At 55.7% G+C, this 17,771-nt stretch carries 19 protein-coding genes; 8 read left to right on the top strand and 11 right to left on the bottom strand.

Annotated features, from left to right (window positions below; translation table 11 throughout):
• Positions 1-26 precede the first annotated feature (26 nt).
• The 3 genes from AC1QQ2_RS07555 to AC1QQ2_RS07545 all read right to left on the bottom strand — a co-directional run bounded on the left by AC1QQ2_RS07555 (position 27) and on the right by AC1QQ2_RS07545 (position 2,633).
• Positions 27-1,208: a TIGR03862 family flavoprotein gene (locus tag AC1QQ2_RS07555; protein ID WP_479712687.1), complete on the bottom strand. Its 1,182-nt coding sequence runs from the start codon at positions 1,206-1,208 to the stop codon at positions 27-29.
• A 70-nt stretch (positions 1,209-1,278) separates the two neighbouring features.
• Positions 1,279-1,887: an enoyl-CoA hydratase/isomerase family protein gene (locus tag AC1QQ2_RS07550; protein ID WP_479712686.1), complete on the bottom strand. Its 609-nt coding sequence runs from the start codon at positions 1,885-1,887 to the stop codon at positions 1,279-1,281.
• On the bottom strand, positions 1,884-2,633 hold the full coding sequence (locus AC1QQ2_RS07545; protein WP_479712728.1) for an SDR family oxidoreductase: 750 nt from the start codon (positions 2,631-2,633) through the stop codon (positions 1,884-1,886). The genes AC1QQ2_RS07550 and AC1QQ2_RS07545 overlap by 4 nt, the downstream gene beginning before the upstream one ends.
• 125 nt (positions 2,634-2,758) lie before the next feature.
• Between AC1QQ2_RS07545 and AC1QQ2_RS07540 the strand changes: the two genes are divergently transcribed.
• From AC1QQ2_RS07540 to AC1QQ2_RS07530, 3 genes are all read left to right on the top strand, one after another.
• The gene (locus tag AC1QQ2_RS07540) at positions 2,759-4,258 is read left to right on the top strand and encodes a DUF2125 domain-containing protein (RefSeq protein ID WP_479712685.1); all 1,500 of its coding nucleotides are present in this window, start codon (positions 2,759-2,761) and stop codon (positions 4,256-4,258) included.
• A 99-nt stretch (positions 4,259-4,357) separates the two neighbouring features.
• Entirely contained in the window at positions 4,358-5,704 is a 1,347-nt protein-coding gene (locus tag AC1QQ2_RS07535) for a TldD/PmbA family protein (RefSeq protein ID WP_479712684.1), read from the top strand.
• On the top strand, positions 5,691-6,461 hold the full coding sequence (locus AC1QQ2_RS07530; RefSeq protein WP_479712683.1) for a 3'(2'),5'-bisphosphate nucleotidase CysQ: 771 nt from the start codon (positions 5,691-5,693) through the stop codon (positions 6,459-6,461). The genes AC1QQ2_RS07535 and AC1QQ2_RS07530 overlap by 14 nt, the downstream gene beginning before the upstream one ends.
• Here AC1QQ2_RS07530 and AC1QQ2_RS07525 read toward each other — a convergent pair.
• Positions 6,458-7,678, bottom strand: a complete 1,221-nt coding sequence (locus tag AC1QQ2_RS07525) for a glycosyltransferase family protein (protein WP_479712682.1) — start codon at positions 7,676-7,678, stop codon at positions 6,458-6,460. The two genes, AC1QQ2_RS07530 and AC1QQ2_RS07525, sit on opposite strands and share 4 nt — an antisense overlap.
• Before the next feature lie 3 nt (positions 7,679-7,681).
• Positions 7,682-8,518, bottom strand: coding sequence for an HAD-IIB family hydrolase (locus tag AC1QQ2_RS07520; protein WP_479712681.1), 837 nt, complete (start codon positions 8,516-8,518; stop codon positions 7,682-7,684).
• Between the two features lie 157 nt (positions 8,519-8,675).
• On the opposite strand from AC1QQ2_RS07520, the gene AC1QQ2_RS07515 reads away from it, so the two are divergent.
• From AC1QQ2_RS07515 to lpxK, 3 genes are read left to right on the top strand one after another with little or no spacing between them, the layout of a single operon-like run.
• Positions 8,676-8,921, top strand: a complete 246-nt coding sequence (locus tag AC1QQ2_RS07515) for a DUF4170 domain-containing protein (RefSeq protein WP_479712680.1) — start codon at positions 8,676-8,678, stop codon at positions 8,919-8,921.
• A gap of 7 nt (positions 8,922-8,928) precedes the next feature.
• Positions 8,929-10,134: a 3-deoxy-D-manno-octulosonic acid transferase gene (locus AC1QQ2_RS07510; RefSeq protein ID WP_479712679.1), complete on the top strand. Its 1,206-nt coding sequence runs from the start codon at positions 8,929-8,931 to the stop codon at positions 10,132-10,134.
• Between the two features lies 1 nt (position 10,135).
• Entirely contained in the window at positions 10,136-11,113 is a 978-nt protein-coding gene (lpxK, locus tag AC1QQ2_RS07505) for a tetraacyldisaccharide 4'-kinase (protein WP_479712678.1), read from the top strand.
• A 45-nt stretch (positions 11,114-11,158) separates the two neighbouring features.
• Here the strand turns inward: lpxK and AC1QQ2_RS07500 are convergent, their stop codons facing one another.
• Positions 11,159-11,791 (bottom strand): DsbA family protein, encoded by a 633-nt coding sequence (locus AC1QQ2_RS07500; RefSeq protein ID WP_479712677.1) that lies wholly within the window; start codon positions 11,789-11,791, stop codon positions 11,159-11,161.
• Between the two features lie 11 nt (positions 11,792-11,802).
• Complete coding sequence (locus AC1QQ2_RS07495) at positions 11,803-12,315, bottom strand: DUF721 domain-containing protein (RefSeq protein ID WP_249946710.1); 513 nt, start codon at positions 12,313-12,315, stop codon at positions 11,803-11,805.
• 88 nt (positions 12,316-12,403) lie between these two features.
• Here AC1QQ2_RS07495 and mutY point away from each other — a divergent pair, with 88 nt between their 5' ends.
• Together mutY and AC1QQ2_RS07485 are read left to right on the top strand one after the other, a co-directional pair.
• Positions 12,404-13,429 carry an A/G-specific adenine glycosylase gene (mutY, locus tag AC1QQ2_RS07490; protein WP_479712727.1) on the top strand — a complete coding sequence of 342 codons (1,026 nt, stop codon included), beginning with the start codon at positions 12,404-12,406 and terminating at the stop codon, positions 13,427-13,429.
• A gap of 51 nt (positions 13,430-13,480) precedes the next feature.
• Complete coding sequence (locus tag AC1QQ2_RS07485) at positions 13,481-14,614, top strand: alkane 1-monooxygenase (protein ID WP_479712676.1); 1,134 nt, start codon at positions 13,481-13,483, stop codon at positions 14,612-14,614.
• Between the two features lie 89 nt (positions 14,615-14,703).
• Here AC1QQ2_RS07485 and AC1QQ2_RS07480 read toward each other — a convergent pair whose 3' ends face one another.
• The 4 genes from AC1QQ2_RS07480 to AC1QQ2_RS07465 form a co-directional block, all read right to left on the bottom strand.
• Positions 14,704-15,807 (bottom strand): site-specific DNA-methyltransferase, encoded by a 1,104-nt coding sequence (locus AC1QQ2_RS07480; protein ID WP_067547477.1) that lies wholly within the window; start codon positions 15,805-15,807, stop codon positions 14,704-14,706.
• Between the two features lie 106 nt (positions 15,808-15,913).
• A complete protein-coding gene (locus tag AC1QQ2_RS07475) occupies positions 15,914-16,537 on the bottom strand; it encodes a ribonuclease HII (protein ID WP_479712675.1) in 624 nt (207 codons plus the stop codon).
• An 82-nt stretch (positions 16,538-16,619) separates the two neighbouring features.
• On the bottom strand, positions 16,620-17,093 hold the full coding sequence (locus tag AC1QQ2_RS07470; protein ID WP_479712674.1) for a hypothetical protein: 474 nt from the start codon (positions 17,091-17,093) through the stop codon (positions 16,620-16,622).
• A 79-nt stretch (positions 17,094-17,172) separates the two neighbouring features.
• On the bottom strand, positions 17,173-17,771 hold a 599-nt coding region (locus AC1QQ2_RS07465), incomplete at its 5' end, for a hypothetical protein (protein ID WP_479712673.1).

Raw genomic sequence — 17,771 nt, 5'->3', positions numbered from 1 at the left:
CCAAATTTAGCCAGTCCTAAGCCGCCTCAAAAAGGTCGGCTAGTGCTCGCCCGCATCGAGCTGCGCGCATAATCAATCGCCGCCAGCGCAGCATGCCGGCCCGTCGCCAGGCATCCTGTGATCAAATACCCGCCCGTTGGGGCTTCCCAATCGAGCATTTCTCCCGCGCAAAATACGCCCTCGCGGTCCCGCATCATCAAACCATTGTCCAGAGCGTCGAACCTCAGCCCACCCGCGACAGAAATTGCTTCATCCATGGGGCGGGGGCCATCATGTGGAATGGGGAGGTTTTTAATCAAAGTCGCCAGATCATCAGGGAATGGACGACCAAATTCATTCAAGAGGGCAATTTTCACTGGATCGAGGCGAAGCGATTTACGTAGGACATTCGAGAGTGACTCTTTGCCTTTCCGAGAAAGCTTTTTTCGTATGTCCTCAACGGTCAGCGATGGCAACAAGTCGATAGTCAATGGTGCGCCATCACGTACCGCAGCCGAGAGCATATAAATCCCACCGCCTTCGATCCCACGAGACGAGATCACGAATTCTCCGCTGGATCTGTGGGCGCCTGCTATAAGCGTACACCCCTTAACAGGCGCCCCGAAATGGGCCGTCATGTGGTCCGACCATGAAACGATAAACCCCATGTTGGCGGGTTTAAACGGCGCGATACTGCCATGGAATTGTTCAGCCCATCGCCCATCAGACCCAAGCCGCGCCCAACTCGCCCCACCAAAGGCGAGGATCACGATGTCTGCCGAAACCGACTGAGGGCTATCGGGCGTATCGAATAACCAATCGTCGCCGTCCCAACCGGTCCATCGCCACCGTGTTTGCAACTTAACCTGCTGCGCATCCAATCGCTTTAGCCACGCCCGCAGCAACGGTGACGCCTTCATCACCACCGGAAAGACGCGCCCAGTCGAGCCTATGAATACCTCTTGGCCAAGCCCATTTGCCCACTCGATAACTTGGTCAGGGCCGAACGCAGACAAAGCTGCAACCATCGAGGCCGGAATGTCACCGTAGGCTTCTAGGAACCCAGCCCCAACTTTGGTCAGGTTCAAACCTGATTTACCCGCCATCAGAAATTTGCGCGCAGCAGACGGCATCGCATCGGCGATCAACACGGAATGCCCAGCAGCCGACAGAACATCTGCCGCCATCAAGCCCGCAGGACCCGCGCCGATCACCAGTGCCTTTGCCAAATGTCTGCTCCGTCCGAAAACACTTAACCGACGGGTAACATGGGGCAGGTCAGGTTCCAACTACTGGTGATTAACCGACAAGACCTTTGATGCCCGCGATATGGCTTGGCTTGGCGGCCAATGCATCTGTAGCGATCTCGCGGACCGTGGGCATCAAATCTTCAACCTCGACCAAACGATCGACCAGACCAAAGGACAACGCCTCGTCAGCAGTGATCTTTTGACCGCCCATTAGGACTAGTTTCGCGCGGCTTGGACCAACTAGTGCGGCCAACCGTTTCGGGTCAGACGGCTGCGGCAAAAAACCAAGCTTCATCACGGGATAAAAGAACTTTGCGGTCGGGACAGAAATCCGCAGATCACAGGCCAAAGCCATCCCAAAGGCACCGCCAGCCAAAGTGCCGTTGAGCGCGGCAATCGTCATACACGGCAGTGCGGCAATCGCACCTGAAAGGCGTTCCCAAACAGGACTAGTGGCTAATCCTGCGCGGGCCTCATCCAAGTCGGCACCTGCGCTGAATACCTTGCCTGCGCCCGTGATAACGAACACCTTGGCAGCAGAGGCAGATTCCGCAAATTCAGCCAGTTGGGTCAGCATCTCCTCGGTCAGAGAGTTCGCTTTCTCTTGGCGGTCGATCGTGGTGATCCAAAGATCACCCTCTCGGTCAAAACGGATCATGCCACACCTATTGCCTTGCGTATTTCAGGATCTCTTAGTTTCACATCCTGCCCTAGATAAACATCGGCCTCTTCGCCGCACATCCAGACCAGAGCCTTGGCCGGCCATTCGGGTGGAATGTGATCAGACCATTCGAGTTCCGCTACAGGACCCAGACCCGAGGATTTGATATCCCGCTGCATCTGGGTCGCCACTGTACCAGGCGACAGCCCCAAGGCGCGGATACCCGCGGCCCGATATTCAAGGTCGATGTGACGGGTTAACATGTAGGCTCCGGCCTTAGACGCACAGTAGGCTGACCAAACTTCGTACGGGTTATGCGCAGCGCCCGAAGAGATGTTCAAAATGGTCCCGCACCCTTTTGCAATCATGCTGGGCAATACGGCGTGTGCACCATGAAACACGCCTTTGAGGTTCACATCGACGGCAAGGCCCCACTGATCCACGTCGGCCTCGGCAAGCGGTGCCATTGGCGCAATGACGCCCGCATTATTGACAAGAACGTCGATGCTGCCGAACTGCGAAAGCGTGCGATCAATGGCAGACTTCACGGCCTCGAATGACGTAACATCGCAAGGAATGGCCAACGCAGTCTCCCCGATCTCTGTGGCGATTGCTGCAATCCGATCCGCATCGCGCGCCAAGAGAACAACATTCGCGCCTTTTTCCGCAAATTCTCGTACTGCAGCCTCACCAATGCCTCGGCTGGCACCTGTAATAACGACCGTTTTGCCTGTCATCTTCATGTTTTCTTTCTCCGTCATCTTTATCGCAGCCGACTGAATGGTTACTTTTAGACATAAGTGATCACTGCCATGACACTTTAATGGCAAAATATTTTTCAAAAGTTGTCTGGGAAAGGATACCCACCATGAATACTAGCAAATTTGGCGCAAGCGTTTGCCTTGCCGCACTGTTCACCGCTCCCGCAGCTTTTGCAGATGTTACCGCCCAAGAGGTTTGGGACAATTGGAAGTCCCAAATGTCGATGTACGGCACCGATATGATTACATTCGGTGCGGAAACGATGTCGGGCAACACGCTGACAATCGAAAGCACCACATACGATGCTGATCAGGACGGCATTACGATCAAAGCCGAGATGGGACCGATTAGCCTGACCGAAAACGGCGATGGCACTGTTTCGGTCATGATTCCTGAACAATATCAGATGTCGATGGGCAACTCGGAAAACTTCGCCGAAAACCACGCGACCATTTCCATCACTGTTGCCAACTTTGATATGGTCGCCAGCGGAACCGCGGACGCGATCAATTACGATGTCTCGGCGGATTCTTATTTGCTTGAGCTGGCAGAAGCGTTCGACGGCGGGAAGCCAGTGCCGGTTGAGGCAAGCCTCAAGCTCAACGGATTGTCGGGCGTCTATTCCGTCCTCACCGGCGATCTACAGACTGTCGGCTATGATCTGTCGGCGTCCTCTATGGACGTGTATTTCGACCAGGACGAAGAGTTCGAAAAGATAAACGTCTCGGGCCAAACGACGGGCATGTCCCTCGCCTCTAGCATGATCATGCCAACTGATTTTGAACAGATATCGCCTGAGACAATGTTTATCGACGGTGCAGAGATGTCGTTCGATTACACCGCAGGCCCGTCGACATACATCATCAGCGTCACAGATGGTTCTGGCACGCTCAACATGGCAAGCGCGACCGAGTCCGGCCACCTCAGTTTTGGTTTGGATAAGGACGCGATGTCGTTCGCTGCGCTCTCAACGGGTTTGAAATTCCAAGCCATGGGTGGGCAGGTTCCGCTGCCGCTCGATATCACCGCGGAAGAGTACGGTGTGAGCTTTGAAATGCCTCTGGCTAAGACCGAAGAACCTGCTCCGTTTTCGGCAGGGATCACCCTTACGGACCTTGGCCTCAACGACATGCTTTGGATGATGGCAGACCCGCAGGGCATCCTGCCCCATGACCCGATCACCTTCCAAGTCGCTGTGACAGGCGCGGCAAAGCTATTCTTTGACGTAATGGACCCGAAACAAGCCGCCGCGCTTGAGCAAACCGATGTTCCTGGCGAACTGCACGCTCTGACCCTTCAGAACCTGAAACTCGCCATTGCTGGCGCAGAGATTACAGGGACGGGTGATTTCACCTTTGATAACACCGATCTGGAAACCTATGACGGCTTCCCACGCCCCGAAGGCAGTCTGTCTTTGGTCGGCAAAGGCATTAATGGGCTCTTGGATAAGGTCGAAACAATGGGTCTGCCCGTCGGTGATCAGATCATGACCGCACGGATGATGTTGGGCATGTTCACCCAATCCACTGGTGACGATCAGATCGAAACAACCATCGATATGAATGCCCAAGGCAACGTGATGCTGAACGGTCAACGTATCAAGTAAATCAACAGCCCGTCCCAGTGACTTTGGGGCGGGCACACCATGCCGGACTTGCAGGGACAGGCCCTGCGGTCTAGGTCATGGGTGACCAAAGGTGTGCCCATGACAAAATCGCTTTCTGACCTGACCAGCCTACTTCTCGATCTCGCCCGTAAAAGTGGTGCCGATAGCGCCGATGCTTTGGCCGTTGATGGAACTTCGGTTCACATCGATGTTCGCGGTGGTGTCCTAGAGTCCGCCGAAAGATCCGAAGGCGTAGATGTTGGTTTGCGCGTGTTGGTCGGCCAACGGCAGGCCTGCGTATCGACCTCGGACACACGCCCCGATGCGCTTCGCGAGTTGGCAGAGCGCGCAGTTGCGATGGCCCGCGTGGCCCCCGAAGATCGGTATGCTGGGTTAGCCGATGTCGATCAGCTCGCCACGGATACCGATAGCAGCAGGCTAGAACTATTCGACCCAACACCTGAACCTGATCCCGCCATGCTACAGGACGATGCAGCCCGCGCCGAAGCGGCAGCACTTGCCGTCGACGGCGTAGAGCAAGTGATCGGCGCATCCGCAGGCTACAGCCATCGCCGCGTTCACATCGCTGCAACGAACGGCTTCGCGGCAGGATATGAGCGTTCAGACCGTGGCATTTCCTGTGGCGCACTCGCTGGAACTGGCAGCGGGATGGAACGTGATTACGATCATGACAGCCGCATTTTCCAGTCCGATATGCGCGACGCGGCGGACATTGGCCGCACCGCAGGGGAACGCGCGATTGAGCGTCTCAACCCACGCCGCCCCAAAACAGGCAGCTATCCAATCCTATTGGATGAACGTATCTCTTCATCACTGATCACCCACCTCTTGCAGGCGGTAAACGGCAGCATGATCGCACGTGGTTCGTCATGGGCACGTGGATTGAAAGGGACACAAGTCCTCCCCGAAGGTCTGTCGCTGATCGAGGACCCGCATCGCCCACGCGCAAGTGCCTCCCGTCTTTTCGACGCCGAAGGACTGCCGACAGCCCGTCGTGCGATTGTTGAAAATGGTATCCTAACCGACTGGACGCTCGACCTCGCCACAGCGCGGCAACTCGGACTGGCCAGCAACGCACATGCGGCACGCGGCACATCCTCAACGCCCAGCCCCTCTGTGACGAACGTTGCCTTAACCCAAGGCGATAAGTCCCGCGCCGATCTCATCCGCGATATGGGCACTGGACTGTTGGTGACGTCTTTCATCGGCTCAACGATCAACCCGAATACGGGCGACTATTCCCGTGGGGCGGCTGGTTTCTGGATCGAAAACGGCGAGATCACCTACCCCGTCAATGAGATCACAATTGCGGGCAACCTGATCGATATGCTCAAACGGATCACCCCCGCCAATGATGCTCGCCAACACCTAAGCCGTGTTGTGCCATCGCTCTTGGTCGAAGGGCTGACGCTTGCCGGTGACTGATCTCGACCTCCTGATAGACGCGGCCCGCAAAGCAGGGGAAATCGCAGCGGACTTTTTTCAGTCGGCTCCAAAGGTATGGGACAAACCCGCTGGCCAAGGCCCCGTGACCGAAGCGGACCTAGCTGTCGATACCATGCTGCGGGAATCGTTGACCGCAGCGCGGCCCGACTATGGTTGGCTGTCCGAAGAGACCGATGACACCTCGGATCGTCTATCAACAACCCGCCAGTTCATCGTCGATCCAATCGACGGAACCCGCGCGTTTATCGACGGCTCCAAGGACTGGGCCCATTCGCTCGCTATTGTCGAAAACGGACTGGTTTTAGCCGGCGTCGTTTATCTACCGATGAAAGACCAGATGTTTGCTGCGGGGCGTGGCGAGGGCGCAACGCTGAACGGTGAAACCCTGCATGCCGGTGAAACCGCAACGCCGCCAACGATCCTCACGAACACGCCGACCATGGATGTGACCAACTGGAAAAACGCACAGCCACCCGAGGTCGATCGCCATTTCAGAAGTTCACTTGCCTACCGTATGTGCCTCGTCGCCGAGGGTCGTTTCGACGGCATGATTACCCTCCGCCCAAGCTGGGAATGGGACATCGCTGCAGGGGCTTTGATCCTGACCGAGGCAGGCGGCACCGTGACCGACAAAAAAGGCATCCCGCTGCGATTTAACAATCCCCATCCGCAGGTGAACGGAGTGATCGGCGCAGTGCCGACCTTCCACCAAACCCTCGCAGATCAACTGCTCTAACCGAATTCCGCGTTGTCGTCTGCGACTGCCTTTAGCATGTCCGTCAGGATCGCAGGATCGGCAGCGTTCACACGACTCCAGTTCGGGATAAACGGCGTTTCCATCGGGTTATCGAGGAACACGCTCCCCGCCTGCATGATATTCGCAGCGAACAACTCAACGGCAGTCTCTTCGGCGTGCCGATCAAGGTCGAGACCGTTCATTCTCGCGTCGTTGTAGTAGGTATCGATGAGGTCGAGCGCCATTCGGTAATAGGTCGCTTTGATCGACCGAAACACCTCCTCACTCAGCACCGTGCCGTCGGCAGCAAGCTTGCGGTATAGGGCTTTGCAAATGTCGACCGACATCCGGCTGAGCCCTTTGTTTGAATTATCAAGGGAAAGATCCTGATGTTTGTGGTCATATCGATCGCTGATCTCGACCTGACAAACGGCCTGCGGCGATAGGTTCCGCCAAGCCTCGGACAAGAGGCCGATCTCTAAACCCCAGTCCGATGGAATGCGCATGTCTGGCAAAATCGCCGTACGCATCGCGAACTCTCCTGCCAGCGGGTAACGAAACGACGATAGGAAATCGAGGTAGTCTCGCTGTCCCAAGACCTTCTTGAGCGCCTGCAAAAGAGGCGTCACGAGCAAACGACTGACCCGTCCATTTAACTTTCGATCCGCCACTCGCGGATAGAACCCTTTGGACATTTGATAGGGAAATGCAGGGTTGGCGACGGGATACACAAGCCGCGCCAACATATCTGCCGAATAGGTCACGACATCACAGTCATGGACCGCAACCACTGCAGCCTCCGCTTGCGCCAACGTGTAACCAATGCAGAACCAAACATTCCGTCCTTTGCCTGGTTCGTTCGGTGACAAGGCTAGCTTTTTCAAACGCTCATCAATCGCCTGCAAACGCGGGCCATCGTTCCAAAGAATGTCGTGGTTCACCTTGAGACGAGAAAAGAACTGCCGTGCGTATCGGTATTCCTCTTCGGTCGCACGGTCGAGGCCAATGACGATTTTATTGAGGTATGGCACCTTATTCAGTTCATCAATGATTGCGGGCAGAGCCTCGCCTTCGAGTTCCGAAAACAACGACGGGAGGATAAGGTTGATTTTGCGGTTCATCCCGAACGTAGACAGCTCATTCGTCATCGCTTCGGTGGATGCGGTCCGCAAATTGTGCAGGGTCGCGATGCTTCCGCTCTGGTGAAAATCGGCCAAGGGTCAAACCTCCTGTTGTTTTTTGTTCAGCTCCGGATTCCAAATCTCAACATATTTCAGAACCGCTTCGTTCCAGCCTGCAGGCCCGACGAGTTTCGTGCGAATAATGCGCCCATCCGCCTCTCCTACGAGCGGCGGCAGCGGCGCAGCGTGGGGGTTCTTCACCACCACGCCCAATGACGCTGCCTGCAACATTTCAACATCATTAGGCGCATCACCCAGCGCGATCGTTCGACAAGGTGCAAATCGCGCGGATAGCTCTCTCATCCGATCCGCCTTGGTCGCACCGAACGAAAGTGTCAGGAACCGCCCGCCACGCCGTGCGTGCACTCCATGCTCAGCCAAAACCGCTATAAACTCCGCTTCGGCTTGCTCACTTCCGCGCCACAATCCAGGTTCAGAAAACTGACGAGCATAAGCCAGTCGAGCCCCAGATTTGGACAACCCAGTTTCACGCGAAATGCCCTCTACGCCCCAATCAGTGAACCCTTCAAAATCACGGCGCAGGGCATCAGGTATCTGTGAGAGGACCCGCATAATCCTTTCATGATCCACTCGATCAGATCCAGCGGTCGCTCCACCCTCAAGAATGCCAGCGCCATTCTCGACGATTGCAGGCATATGGCCGAACCCGATTGCATCCCGAAGCTGTTCAATTTCGGCTGCAGTCTTTGAACTCGCTATGATCAGCGGAATATTCCGCGTTCTCAATCGGTCCAGTGCAGGCGCGGCTGGCGCCCAAGAGTAAGTTTCATGATCCAGAAGAGTTCCATCCAGATCGGTGAACACGGCGATGCAGGGCAATGCGGTCCTCTTTTCTTCACCTACAGGGTTGGCCATCAACGACCAGAAGGCAAGTAAAAATTTCTGCACCGCAGCAAACCCTTGAGTTGCAGGGGGTTAGGGCACATCTGTATCGAAACCATGACGGTGGTTCTCTTGACCCTTTGCCTCCAATGCTTAGGGTGGCGCACATCCAACACAGCGGAGTTTCCCCATGGCCAATCGTCTGCATCTCGTCTTTGGTGGCGAACTTGTTGATCCCAGCACCACGACTTTCAAAGACGTCAACAATATCGACATCGTCGGTATGTTCCCCGACTATCAGTCCGCCCATGATGCATGGAAAGCAGCGGCTCAGCGCACCGTTGATGACGCACACACACGCTATTTCATCGCTCACATTCACAGGCTCCGGGACGAAGGCGTTGCGGCTTCCCCGACCGAAGAACTGGGCCTGTAATCCCTAAATGGCTTCGTCATTGCTCCTAAACCTCTACCTCTTGGCCCGCCCCTGCGGGTCAGGCGAGGTCATAGGCGCAAACGAACCTACCCCCCCTTCCCAGCCCGTCATTTGGGTGCACTGTCGAAACACCGCAGATGCAGATCACATTCGACGGGTCATGCGACAAATGCAGGACGACCTCGAACAGGTCGCATTTGTCGTGACGGGATCGTCGCTAGACACTGACACCTCTCCAGACGGGATGATCACAGTATCAAAAGGACCAGGTCGAAATCTGCGGGATATCTCGCGGTTCATTGATCACTGGAAACCCATCGGACTGGTGTGGATTGGGGGACAAGTTGATCCCGCGATCGTAACCGCAGCCGACCGATATTCGTTTCCGAAATACCTGATCGCTGCGGACGCAAACGACTTTATCCCTGAAGGACGAAAGTGGTTCTTTGGGATGCGCCGCTATCTTCTTTCGGTTTTCAACGACGTCCTCGCCGCTGATAAATCGAGTGCCGAACGGTTTCGCCGTTGGGGTGTCGCCTCAGACCACGTCGAAGTCATCGGACATTTCGATGATCAAGCGCCCGTTCTGTCATGCAACGACGCAGAACGGGCCGATTTCGCAAGAACCATCGATACGCGCCCGATCTGGCTCGTCGCAAATGCGATCCCCGCTGAGATCAACTTGATCATTGAGGCGCACCGCAGTGCATGCCGCAGATCACATCGGCTGCTTTTGATCCTCGTTCCTCAGGATACACGCCAAGCACCCGAACTCGCCGCGAAGCTCGTCGATGCTGGGTTTGAAACCGTTCTTCGGTCCGAAGGCGACCCGACCGAGACGACCCGTGCGCTGGTCGCCGATCTCGATGGTGAATTAGGTATGTGGTATCGGATTTCGCCGATTACTTACATGGGCGGCACGTTGACCAGAGGAAGTCGCCATCCGTTTGAGGCCGCGGCACTTGGCTCTGTAGTTGTGCATGGCCCGACAACGGCACCCTATGCCCGCTTTTATATGCAACTCGACAACGCGGGTGGCGCGGCACCAATTGCAAACGGCGCAGCACTGGCCAAAACGATCGAAGACCTGCTATCCCCTGACCTTACCGCGCAGATTGCCCATGCTGCTTGGGATGTCACATCGCGCGGAGCAGAGGTAACAAACCGGATTGCCGCTCTGATTAGCACAATCCTATACAAGGCCGAAGGATAGGATGCGCGCGCCCGACTATTGGTTCACCCCCGCAGACAAACCTGCGCTCATGGCGCGGATACTGTCGCCTGTTGGGGCGCTCTATGGGTTTGTGACTGCGCGCCGTGTGGCTAAGTCGGGATATAGGGCCTCTGTCCCCGTGATTTGCGTCGGCAACATCAACGTTGGCGGGACTGGCAAAACACCGACGACAATCGCACTGGTCCAACGGCTTATTGCCCTCGGCTACTCCCCTCATGTTGTGTCGCGTGGGTATGGCGGCAAAACCATTGGCCCGACCCAAGTTCGAGAACGAGATCACAACGCCGAAGATGTAGGTGACGAACCCCTTTTGCTAGCAGCATTTACCCCCACATGGGTCGCACAGGATCGGGCGGCGGGCGTCAAGGCCGCAGAAGCTGCAGGTGCTGACGTTATTTTGCTAGACGATGGGTTTCAGAACCCGTCGGTCACTAAAGACCTCAGTATCGTCGTCGTCGATGCGGCGCGTGGCTTTGGCAATCGGCGCGTCATGCCCGCTGGTCCCTTACGTGAAACGGTTGATGCAGGTCTAAAGCGCGCACAAATCGTCCTGTCGATTGGAACAAACGGTGTGCCATTGGGCGAAATTCCCATTCCGCTCGTCAATGGTCGATTGGCACCGTTGCAAACGGGAATGCCGTGGGCGGGAATGCCAGTTCTCGCCTTCGCGGGGATCGGTAACCCAGAGAAGTTCTTTGCCACCCTCCGCGAACTAGGTGCGAATGTCATTCACGGTGAACCCCTGCAAGACCACCAACCACTGACACCTGCCCTCATGCTCCGCTTAGAGGCAGAGGCGCAGTTGCGTGGAGCACAGTTGGTCACGACCGAAAAAGACGCGGTTCGTCTGCCAGACTCGTTCCGCTCAAAAGTGCTGACAGTTCCAGTTCGGCTAGAGCTAGAGGATTGGGGGCCAATCGACAGCGCCCTATCCGCGATCGGCATCACCAAAAAATAAAGGGCAGCCACTGGCCGCCCTTTGGACTGAAACCATGTTCCAGATTTATTCTGTATAGCCAACCTCGGTCAGCTTTTCATCGAGAATTGCTGCGAACTCTTCGTAGCTCATGTTCGAATATTTCTGACCTTGGATCAGGAATGACGGCGTGCCTTCGATGTTGTCACGAACACGATTCTCTTCGTACCAAGCGACCAAAGCCTGCGCGGTATCGGCATCCTGCATACAAGCGTCCAGCGTCGTATCATCAAGGCCTGCGACCTTACCAATATTGCGCAGGTTTGCAGCGATCTGCGCTGGTTCGCCCTGTGCCCAATCACGCTGGCGTTCGAACATCATCGACACGATCCCGTGGAAGCGCATTTCGCCACCACAGCGCGCAATCATCGAACCCCATAGGCCGTAGCGGTCGAAAAAGACCTCACGGAAGACAAAGCGCACTTTGCCAGTATCGATGTAGTTCGCTTTGATCTGCTGGAACTGGTTGGCGTGGAAGTTCGCACAATGCGGGCAAGTGAAGGACGCATATTCTACGATCTCAACTGGCGCATCAGGATTGCCCAGCACCATATCAGGAATACCAGCGGCGGCCTCTGCCTCTTGGGCAAATGCAGGGAGGGTCATACCGCCAGCCATCATGGCTGCACCGGCGGTGGTGAGGAAAAGACGTCGTTTCATTACTGCCTCTGTCAGGTTTTCCGTTTGCTTAACACATTGGTCGCCAAAAGCTCTAACGCTTGGCGCAATCCATCGTCACCGACACCCTGCCCGATATCGCGGGCCTGTTCGACCACTTCAGGGGCAGGGGCGGGTTTCTCGGCTTTGGGTGCATGGCTAAATGCCACCTGCCCATCGCTAAATCCTGTTGGTGCGGTCTGCGTGACCTTCACTCGCGCAATGGCACGGTAGCCATAGCATCCGTTCACTTTTTGCAGGATTTGTTCTTTCTGCATCTCAAGGATCGGCGCCATCGATCCCGTGGTCAAAAGCGTGAGCGTCGCGCCCATTCCGTTCCGCCCGTAAGACACATTCACAGGTCGCGCCATTGAGGCCGTCTGCTGCCCCACGATCTCTTCCCAATGGGTCAAAAGACGCGACACGGCAAAGCCACGCGATTCGCTCGCCTCACGGATGCGGGTCTGCATCAGGCTTACGGCGCGTGAAAAACCGCGAGTGGTTCCATTGGAGCGTGGCTGTTTCATCTTAGTGACCTATGTTACCGACCGAGGCGGCAGTTGCCAGCGAAACCACTGTTACAGGAGCTAAAGATTGCGTGACGGCCTAAGTGATATGCTTTTGGATTGGTATGACCAACATGCCCGCGTCATGCCATGGCGCACATCGCCCGCGGACCGCAAGGCGGGCGTTATGCCTGATCCCTATCGTGTGTGGCTGTCAGAGGTGATGCTGCAACAAACGACAGTTGCGGCCGTCAAAGACTACTTCCGCCGCTTCACAGAACGCTGGCCTACGGTTTTTGATTTGGCCAATGCCGCCGACGCCGATGTAATGGCTGAATGGGCAGGTCTCGGCTACTACGCCCGCGCACGGAATTTGCTGAAATGCGCCCGCGCGGTGGTGACGGATCATGGGGGAACATTCCCTGACACGCGCGAGGGTCTGCTGACCCTTCCTGGGATCGGCCCATACACCGCAGGTGCTATTTCTTCGATTGCGTTCAACAGGTCTGAGGTCGTCGTGGATGGCAACGTCGAACGTGTGATGTCTCGGCTCTATAACGTCCACACACCGCTACCTTCTGCTAAACCTGAACTTACGGAACTCGCACGTGACCTGACACCAAAGGATCGCGCAGGAGACTACGCTCAGGCCGTCATGGACCTCGGCGCAACCATTTGCACACCAAAAAGCCCAGCCTGCGGGATCTGTCCGTGGCGCGATCCGTGTCACGCCCGCGTCGAAGGGACTGCAGCAGAACTGCCAAAAAAGACTCCTAAACAGCCGAAACCGGTCCGATTTGGCATTGCCTACGTCGCCCGCAAGCCCGACGGCACCTTCCTTTTGGAGACACGACCAGACAAAGGGCTTTTGGGCGGGATGCTCGGCTGGCCCGGATCGGACTGGAACGATGCGCCAAAAGAAGCGCCTCCCATGGAAGCCGATTGGCAAACGCTCAATGTCGAAGCACTGCATACGTTCACCCATTTCCATCTGCGCCTCAGAATCGAAATCGCGCGTGTTCCTACCAAGGCCGAGGCAAAGAATGGGGTGTTCATGACATTGGACCCAAGTGCGCTGCCAACTGTCATGCGCAAGGTTTACGACCTCGCAGTGGGTGCTTTCGGCACTGATTGAAACCCTAAACCGATAGGCGTAACATTCAGCCAAAGGTAGAGGATCGATCATATGACGCCCGCAAAATCGGTTGGATCATTCACAAAAGCCCTGCCGTTTTGGCTCTCATTAGCTCTCGTCCCGCTGCCTGTTATTGGCGCAATTTATGGCGGTTGGACCTTGGCACTGACGCCACTACTCGCGTGGCATATATTTACCGTCGTCGATGCCGTCGCTGGTCTAAACCAAGAAAACCCTGACACCGAAACCCCAACGAAAGACCTGTTTTGGTATCGGCTGATCACTATGATCTGGCCGCCTGTGCAGTTCGTGATGATTTTCGGCCTTCTAGCCTATGTCACCTCAACAACCCATCTGCGCGTCGGCGAAAAAATCGCAGTGATGATCGATGTTGGTATTCTGTCGGGCACGATTGGGATCGTGTACTCGCATGAGTTAATGCACCAGAAAAATACGTTCGAACGGTGGCTCGGAGACATTCTTCTGTCCATGGTTCTATATTCGCATTTCCGAACCGAACACCTTCTGGTTCACCATATCTACGTCGGCACACCGAAGGATGCGGTGACGGCTCGCTACAACGAAGGGTTCCACCGTTATTTCGCCCGAGTTCTCGTGACATGTCCGCCCTCAGCGTTTGACGCTGAACGCAAGATGCTCGCCCGTCGGAACCTGGCGTGGTGGCATCGGAGCAATCCGTTTTGGCGCTATGCCGTCCTGCAGTTGATCATGCTTTCAATCGCGTTTGGTATCGGCGGAATCGCTGGACTTGGCCTCTTTGTTGTTCAAGCCTTCATGGCCATTCTTGCCCTCGAACTGACCAACTATGTTGAACATTACGGACTAACGCGTCGTCACTTGGGTGACGGGAAATACGAACACGTCAAACCACATCATTCGTGGAACGCGTCTCATACCGGCACGAACTGGCTGCTGATCAACCTTCAGCGCCATTCGGATCACCACTATAAACCCGACCGACGGTTCCCGCTCTTGCAAACCTATGATGAGAACGAAGCGCCACAGTTGCCGTTCGGATATCCGCTCATGGCAATGGCTGCCTTAGTGCCCCCAGTTTGGCGGCGCTGGATGAATCCCAAGGTTCGCGCTTGGCGTCGGCAGTACTACCCCGACATAACCGATTGGTCAGCCTATAAAACTGCCAGCAATCCAATGCCTCGATAGCAAAAAGCCCCGCCGAACAAACGGCGGGGAGGTATGAGCCTACAACAGCCGAGCAGGGCTGGTGGCTCTGGCGGTAACTCTTGATCAGCTTACGCTGACATTTCCGAGCGGATCTGCTGGCGCAGGAGATCAATCGGAACAGTCTGACCGTCCCGTTTAAAGTGCCAGTAGGTCCAGCCATTGCACGACGGCGCGCCTTCGAGATGGGCACCGACCTGATGGATCGACCCCTTCATGTCCCGACCGACAATTGACCCGTCCGCACGCACTTTGGCCGTGTGACGACCATTAATGCTGAACAGCTCTTCGCCTGGACGCAGCAAACCACGTTCAACCAGAACGCCGAAGGCAACGCGCGGCTCGGCCCGTTTGGACTGCGAAACCTCAAGCGCTTCTTTGTCGAATTTGCGCACGGCTTCGATGCGTTTCTTCGCAACCAAACGGTACGCTTCTTCGCGCTCAATGCCGATAAACTCGCGACCCAGCATCTTGGCAACTGCACCCGTGGTGCCTGTGCCAAAGAAAGGGTCCAGAATCACATCCCCCGGGTTTGTCGTGCCGAGCAGAACACGATGGAGGAGCGATTCCGGTTTCTGTGTCGGATGCGCCTTATCGCCTGCATCATCTTTGAGACGCTCATGACCCGTGCAGATCGGAAGCACCCAGTCAGAGCGCATCTGCACACCTTCGTTCAAGGCCTTTAGGGCCTCGTAGTTGAAGGTATATTTGCTGGCCTCTTCTTTGGATGCCCAAATCAGGGTCTCATGTGCGTTGGTCAGACGTTTGCCGCGGAAGTTGGGCATGGGGTTCGACTTGCGCCAAACCACGTCATTCAAAATCCAGAACCCTTGGTTTTGAAGTTCGGCACCCATCCGGAACACGTTATGGTAACTGCCGATCACCCAGATCGCACCGTTCGGCTTCAGCAAACGGCGCGCCGCTGCCAACCAATCACGTGTGAACTGGTCATAGGCCGCGAAGGACGAAAACTGGTCCCAGTGATCATCAACGGCATCGACTTTGGAGTTATCGGGGCGATGAAGATCGCCACGAAGTTGGAGATTGTAGGGCGGGTCCGCAAAAATGAGGTCCACGCTATTTGCGGGAAGCGAGTTCATTATTTCAATGCAATCGCCCGCAAGAATACTATTCAGAGGGAGCGCTGCCGCGCCCTTCTCTTCTGCTCTGATCATTTTACTGCCTCGTATAACCGGCGGATTTTTCCGCTCTATGGTTGGCCTTAAGATGAGTCAGAGGGGGGACGGTGTCAAAAAGTTTTTTGAATCAAGCCTTTAAGTTTTATTCTTGATACAAGATGTTGTGCACGGGTTTAAACGACCGCCTATGATGTGGTGTAACCCCTTTTTTTACGAGTGCTTCGAGGTGTTCTTTCGTCCCGTAGCCCGCATTTCGCTCCCATCCGTAGCCCGGAAACTGTTGCGCTAAGTCCACCATAATTTGGTCTCGACACATTTTTGCCGCAATTGAGGCGGCAGCGATTGAGACGGAACGGGCATCTCCCTTCACGATGGCCTCAGCGGGAATCTGGATATCTTTGGGAATCTTATTGCCGTCGATCAACGCGTAGTCAGCAGGAACAGACAGTCCATCGAGAGCACGACACATCGCCAGATGCGTGGCATGATAGATGTTGAGACTATCAACCTCTTCTACAGATGCATGGGCGATGGAAACATCCGCCACGTCCAAGAGCGCCTCTAGCAGCATGGCGCGTTTTTTCGGGGTCAGTTGTTTAGAATCATTCAGACCGTCGGGCACCTGTGCGGGATCAAGCACGACAGCACAGGCTGTCACAGGACCACACAAAGGTCCGCGACCTACCTCGTCCACACCCGCGACACGAAGATAACCACGATCCATCGCGGCGCGTTCAAATGAAAAATCAGGAGCAATCTTTGTCATGGCTTCACCTAAAACGGGGCGAGGGTAATTGTCCAACCCTCGCCCCGCCCTCGGCACCTTTGGTGCCTGCTGCTCGACCCTTTTATCGGCGCTCTGCTCGGTAACCGTATTGGCGGAGACACGACGCATTGAAGCCATTTCGCGTGTGCCCATTCTGACGATAGGTCGTCTGGCAATCGCTAGGGAGTGCGTCAAAGTTGGCGTAGGTCCGGCGCAGACAGCGGCTGTTATACAACTCTCGTGTTTCGCCATGGCGGCTCAGTTCGATGCTGCATGCTTCGGGCAGTAGCGCGACACGGCGAGCGTTATGGCCCCAATTGTCACTGCGATGTTCATCATGACTGCGAACACCTTCCCTGCGGTTTGGGTAGGATTGCGGCGGCGTGACCTGAACTTGCGTTCGTCCATTGTTATCAGAAAGAGCCGCACCCACGATGGCGATCAAGGCCAATCCTGCGAGCGCCTTAGCGACATCGTCATTGCCAGCTTGGGCTGTGGTGGGCACCGAAAGCGCCAGAGAAAGTGCGGTCAATCCCGCGGTTACTGTCTTGAACATAGTGTGTCCTTTCTTCGTCTGACGCGATGGTGCGCCGTGATGAAGGGACGATGGGATCTTCGCGGTGTGTCGCTCAATATCAGTGCTGAGCCATTCGATAACACACCCTCACACTCATTCGGTTATTGAATAGCGCCGCACCTTCTGGTGTTCTGATCTCATCATGAAACACGCTATATCCTTCATTCTTTTCCTGATGGCGTCGGTTGCGCAGGCGGATTGCTACGCCGACTATAAAGCCAAACAGGATTCCCCATTGCGTCTGCAATACGGGGTCGCTCGCCTTGAGCTTCGTGCGCTCCTTCTTACGCGTTAGACGCCATCCGTCGGTAGGCAAAGCTTCTAATTTACCCTCGCGTTCGGACGAAGGTTTGGGTAAGCCGTAATTATTCGGATTCTTCCGCCGCCTTTCTTCCGCCTGCGCCTTGGCTTCGCTCTCTAGTGACGGCAGCGGCGCGTCGTAGTGCTTCAATATCGCATCTCTGATCGTATCCATAAGCTCAATATCCTCCTTCGTGGGCGTGTAATCATCTGCCTCGCACCGTTGGCGCAATTTCAGCATATGACAGTGCGTCTCGATGCTCTTCCCGACGTAGAACATCATTCTTTCGTTGAGCACGGCTTCGCCGGGCGCGCGTTCGACGTCTTCGTCCTCGGCGTTTGAGTCCGAATTCGCCC

Source organism: Aestuarium sp. (genome assembly GCF_023253315.1).
Classification (GTDB): domain Bacteria; phylum Pseudomonadota; class Alphaproteobacteria; order Rhodobacterales; family Rhodobacteraceae; genus Marivivens; species Marivivens donghaensis.
Note: the sequence above shows the minus strand (reverse complement) of the source record. Positions and strands in the feature narration are given on the sequence as shown.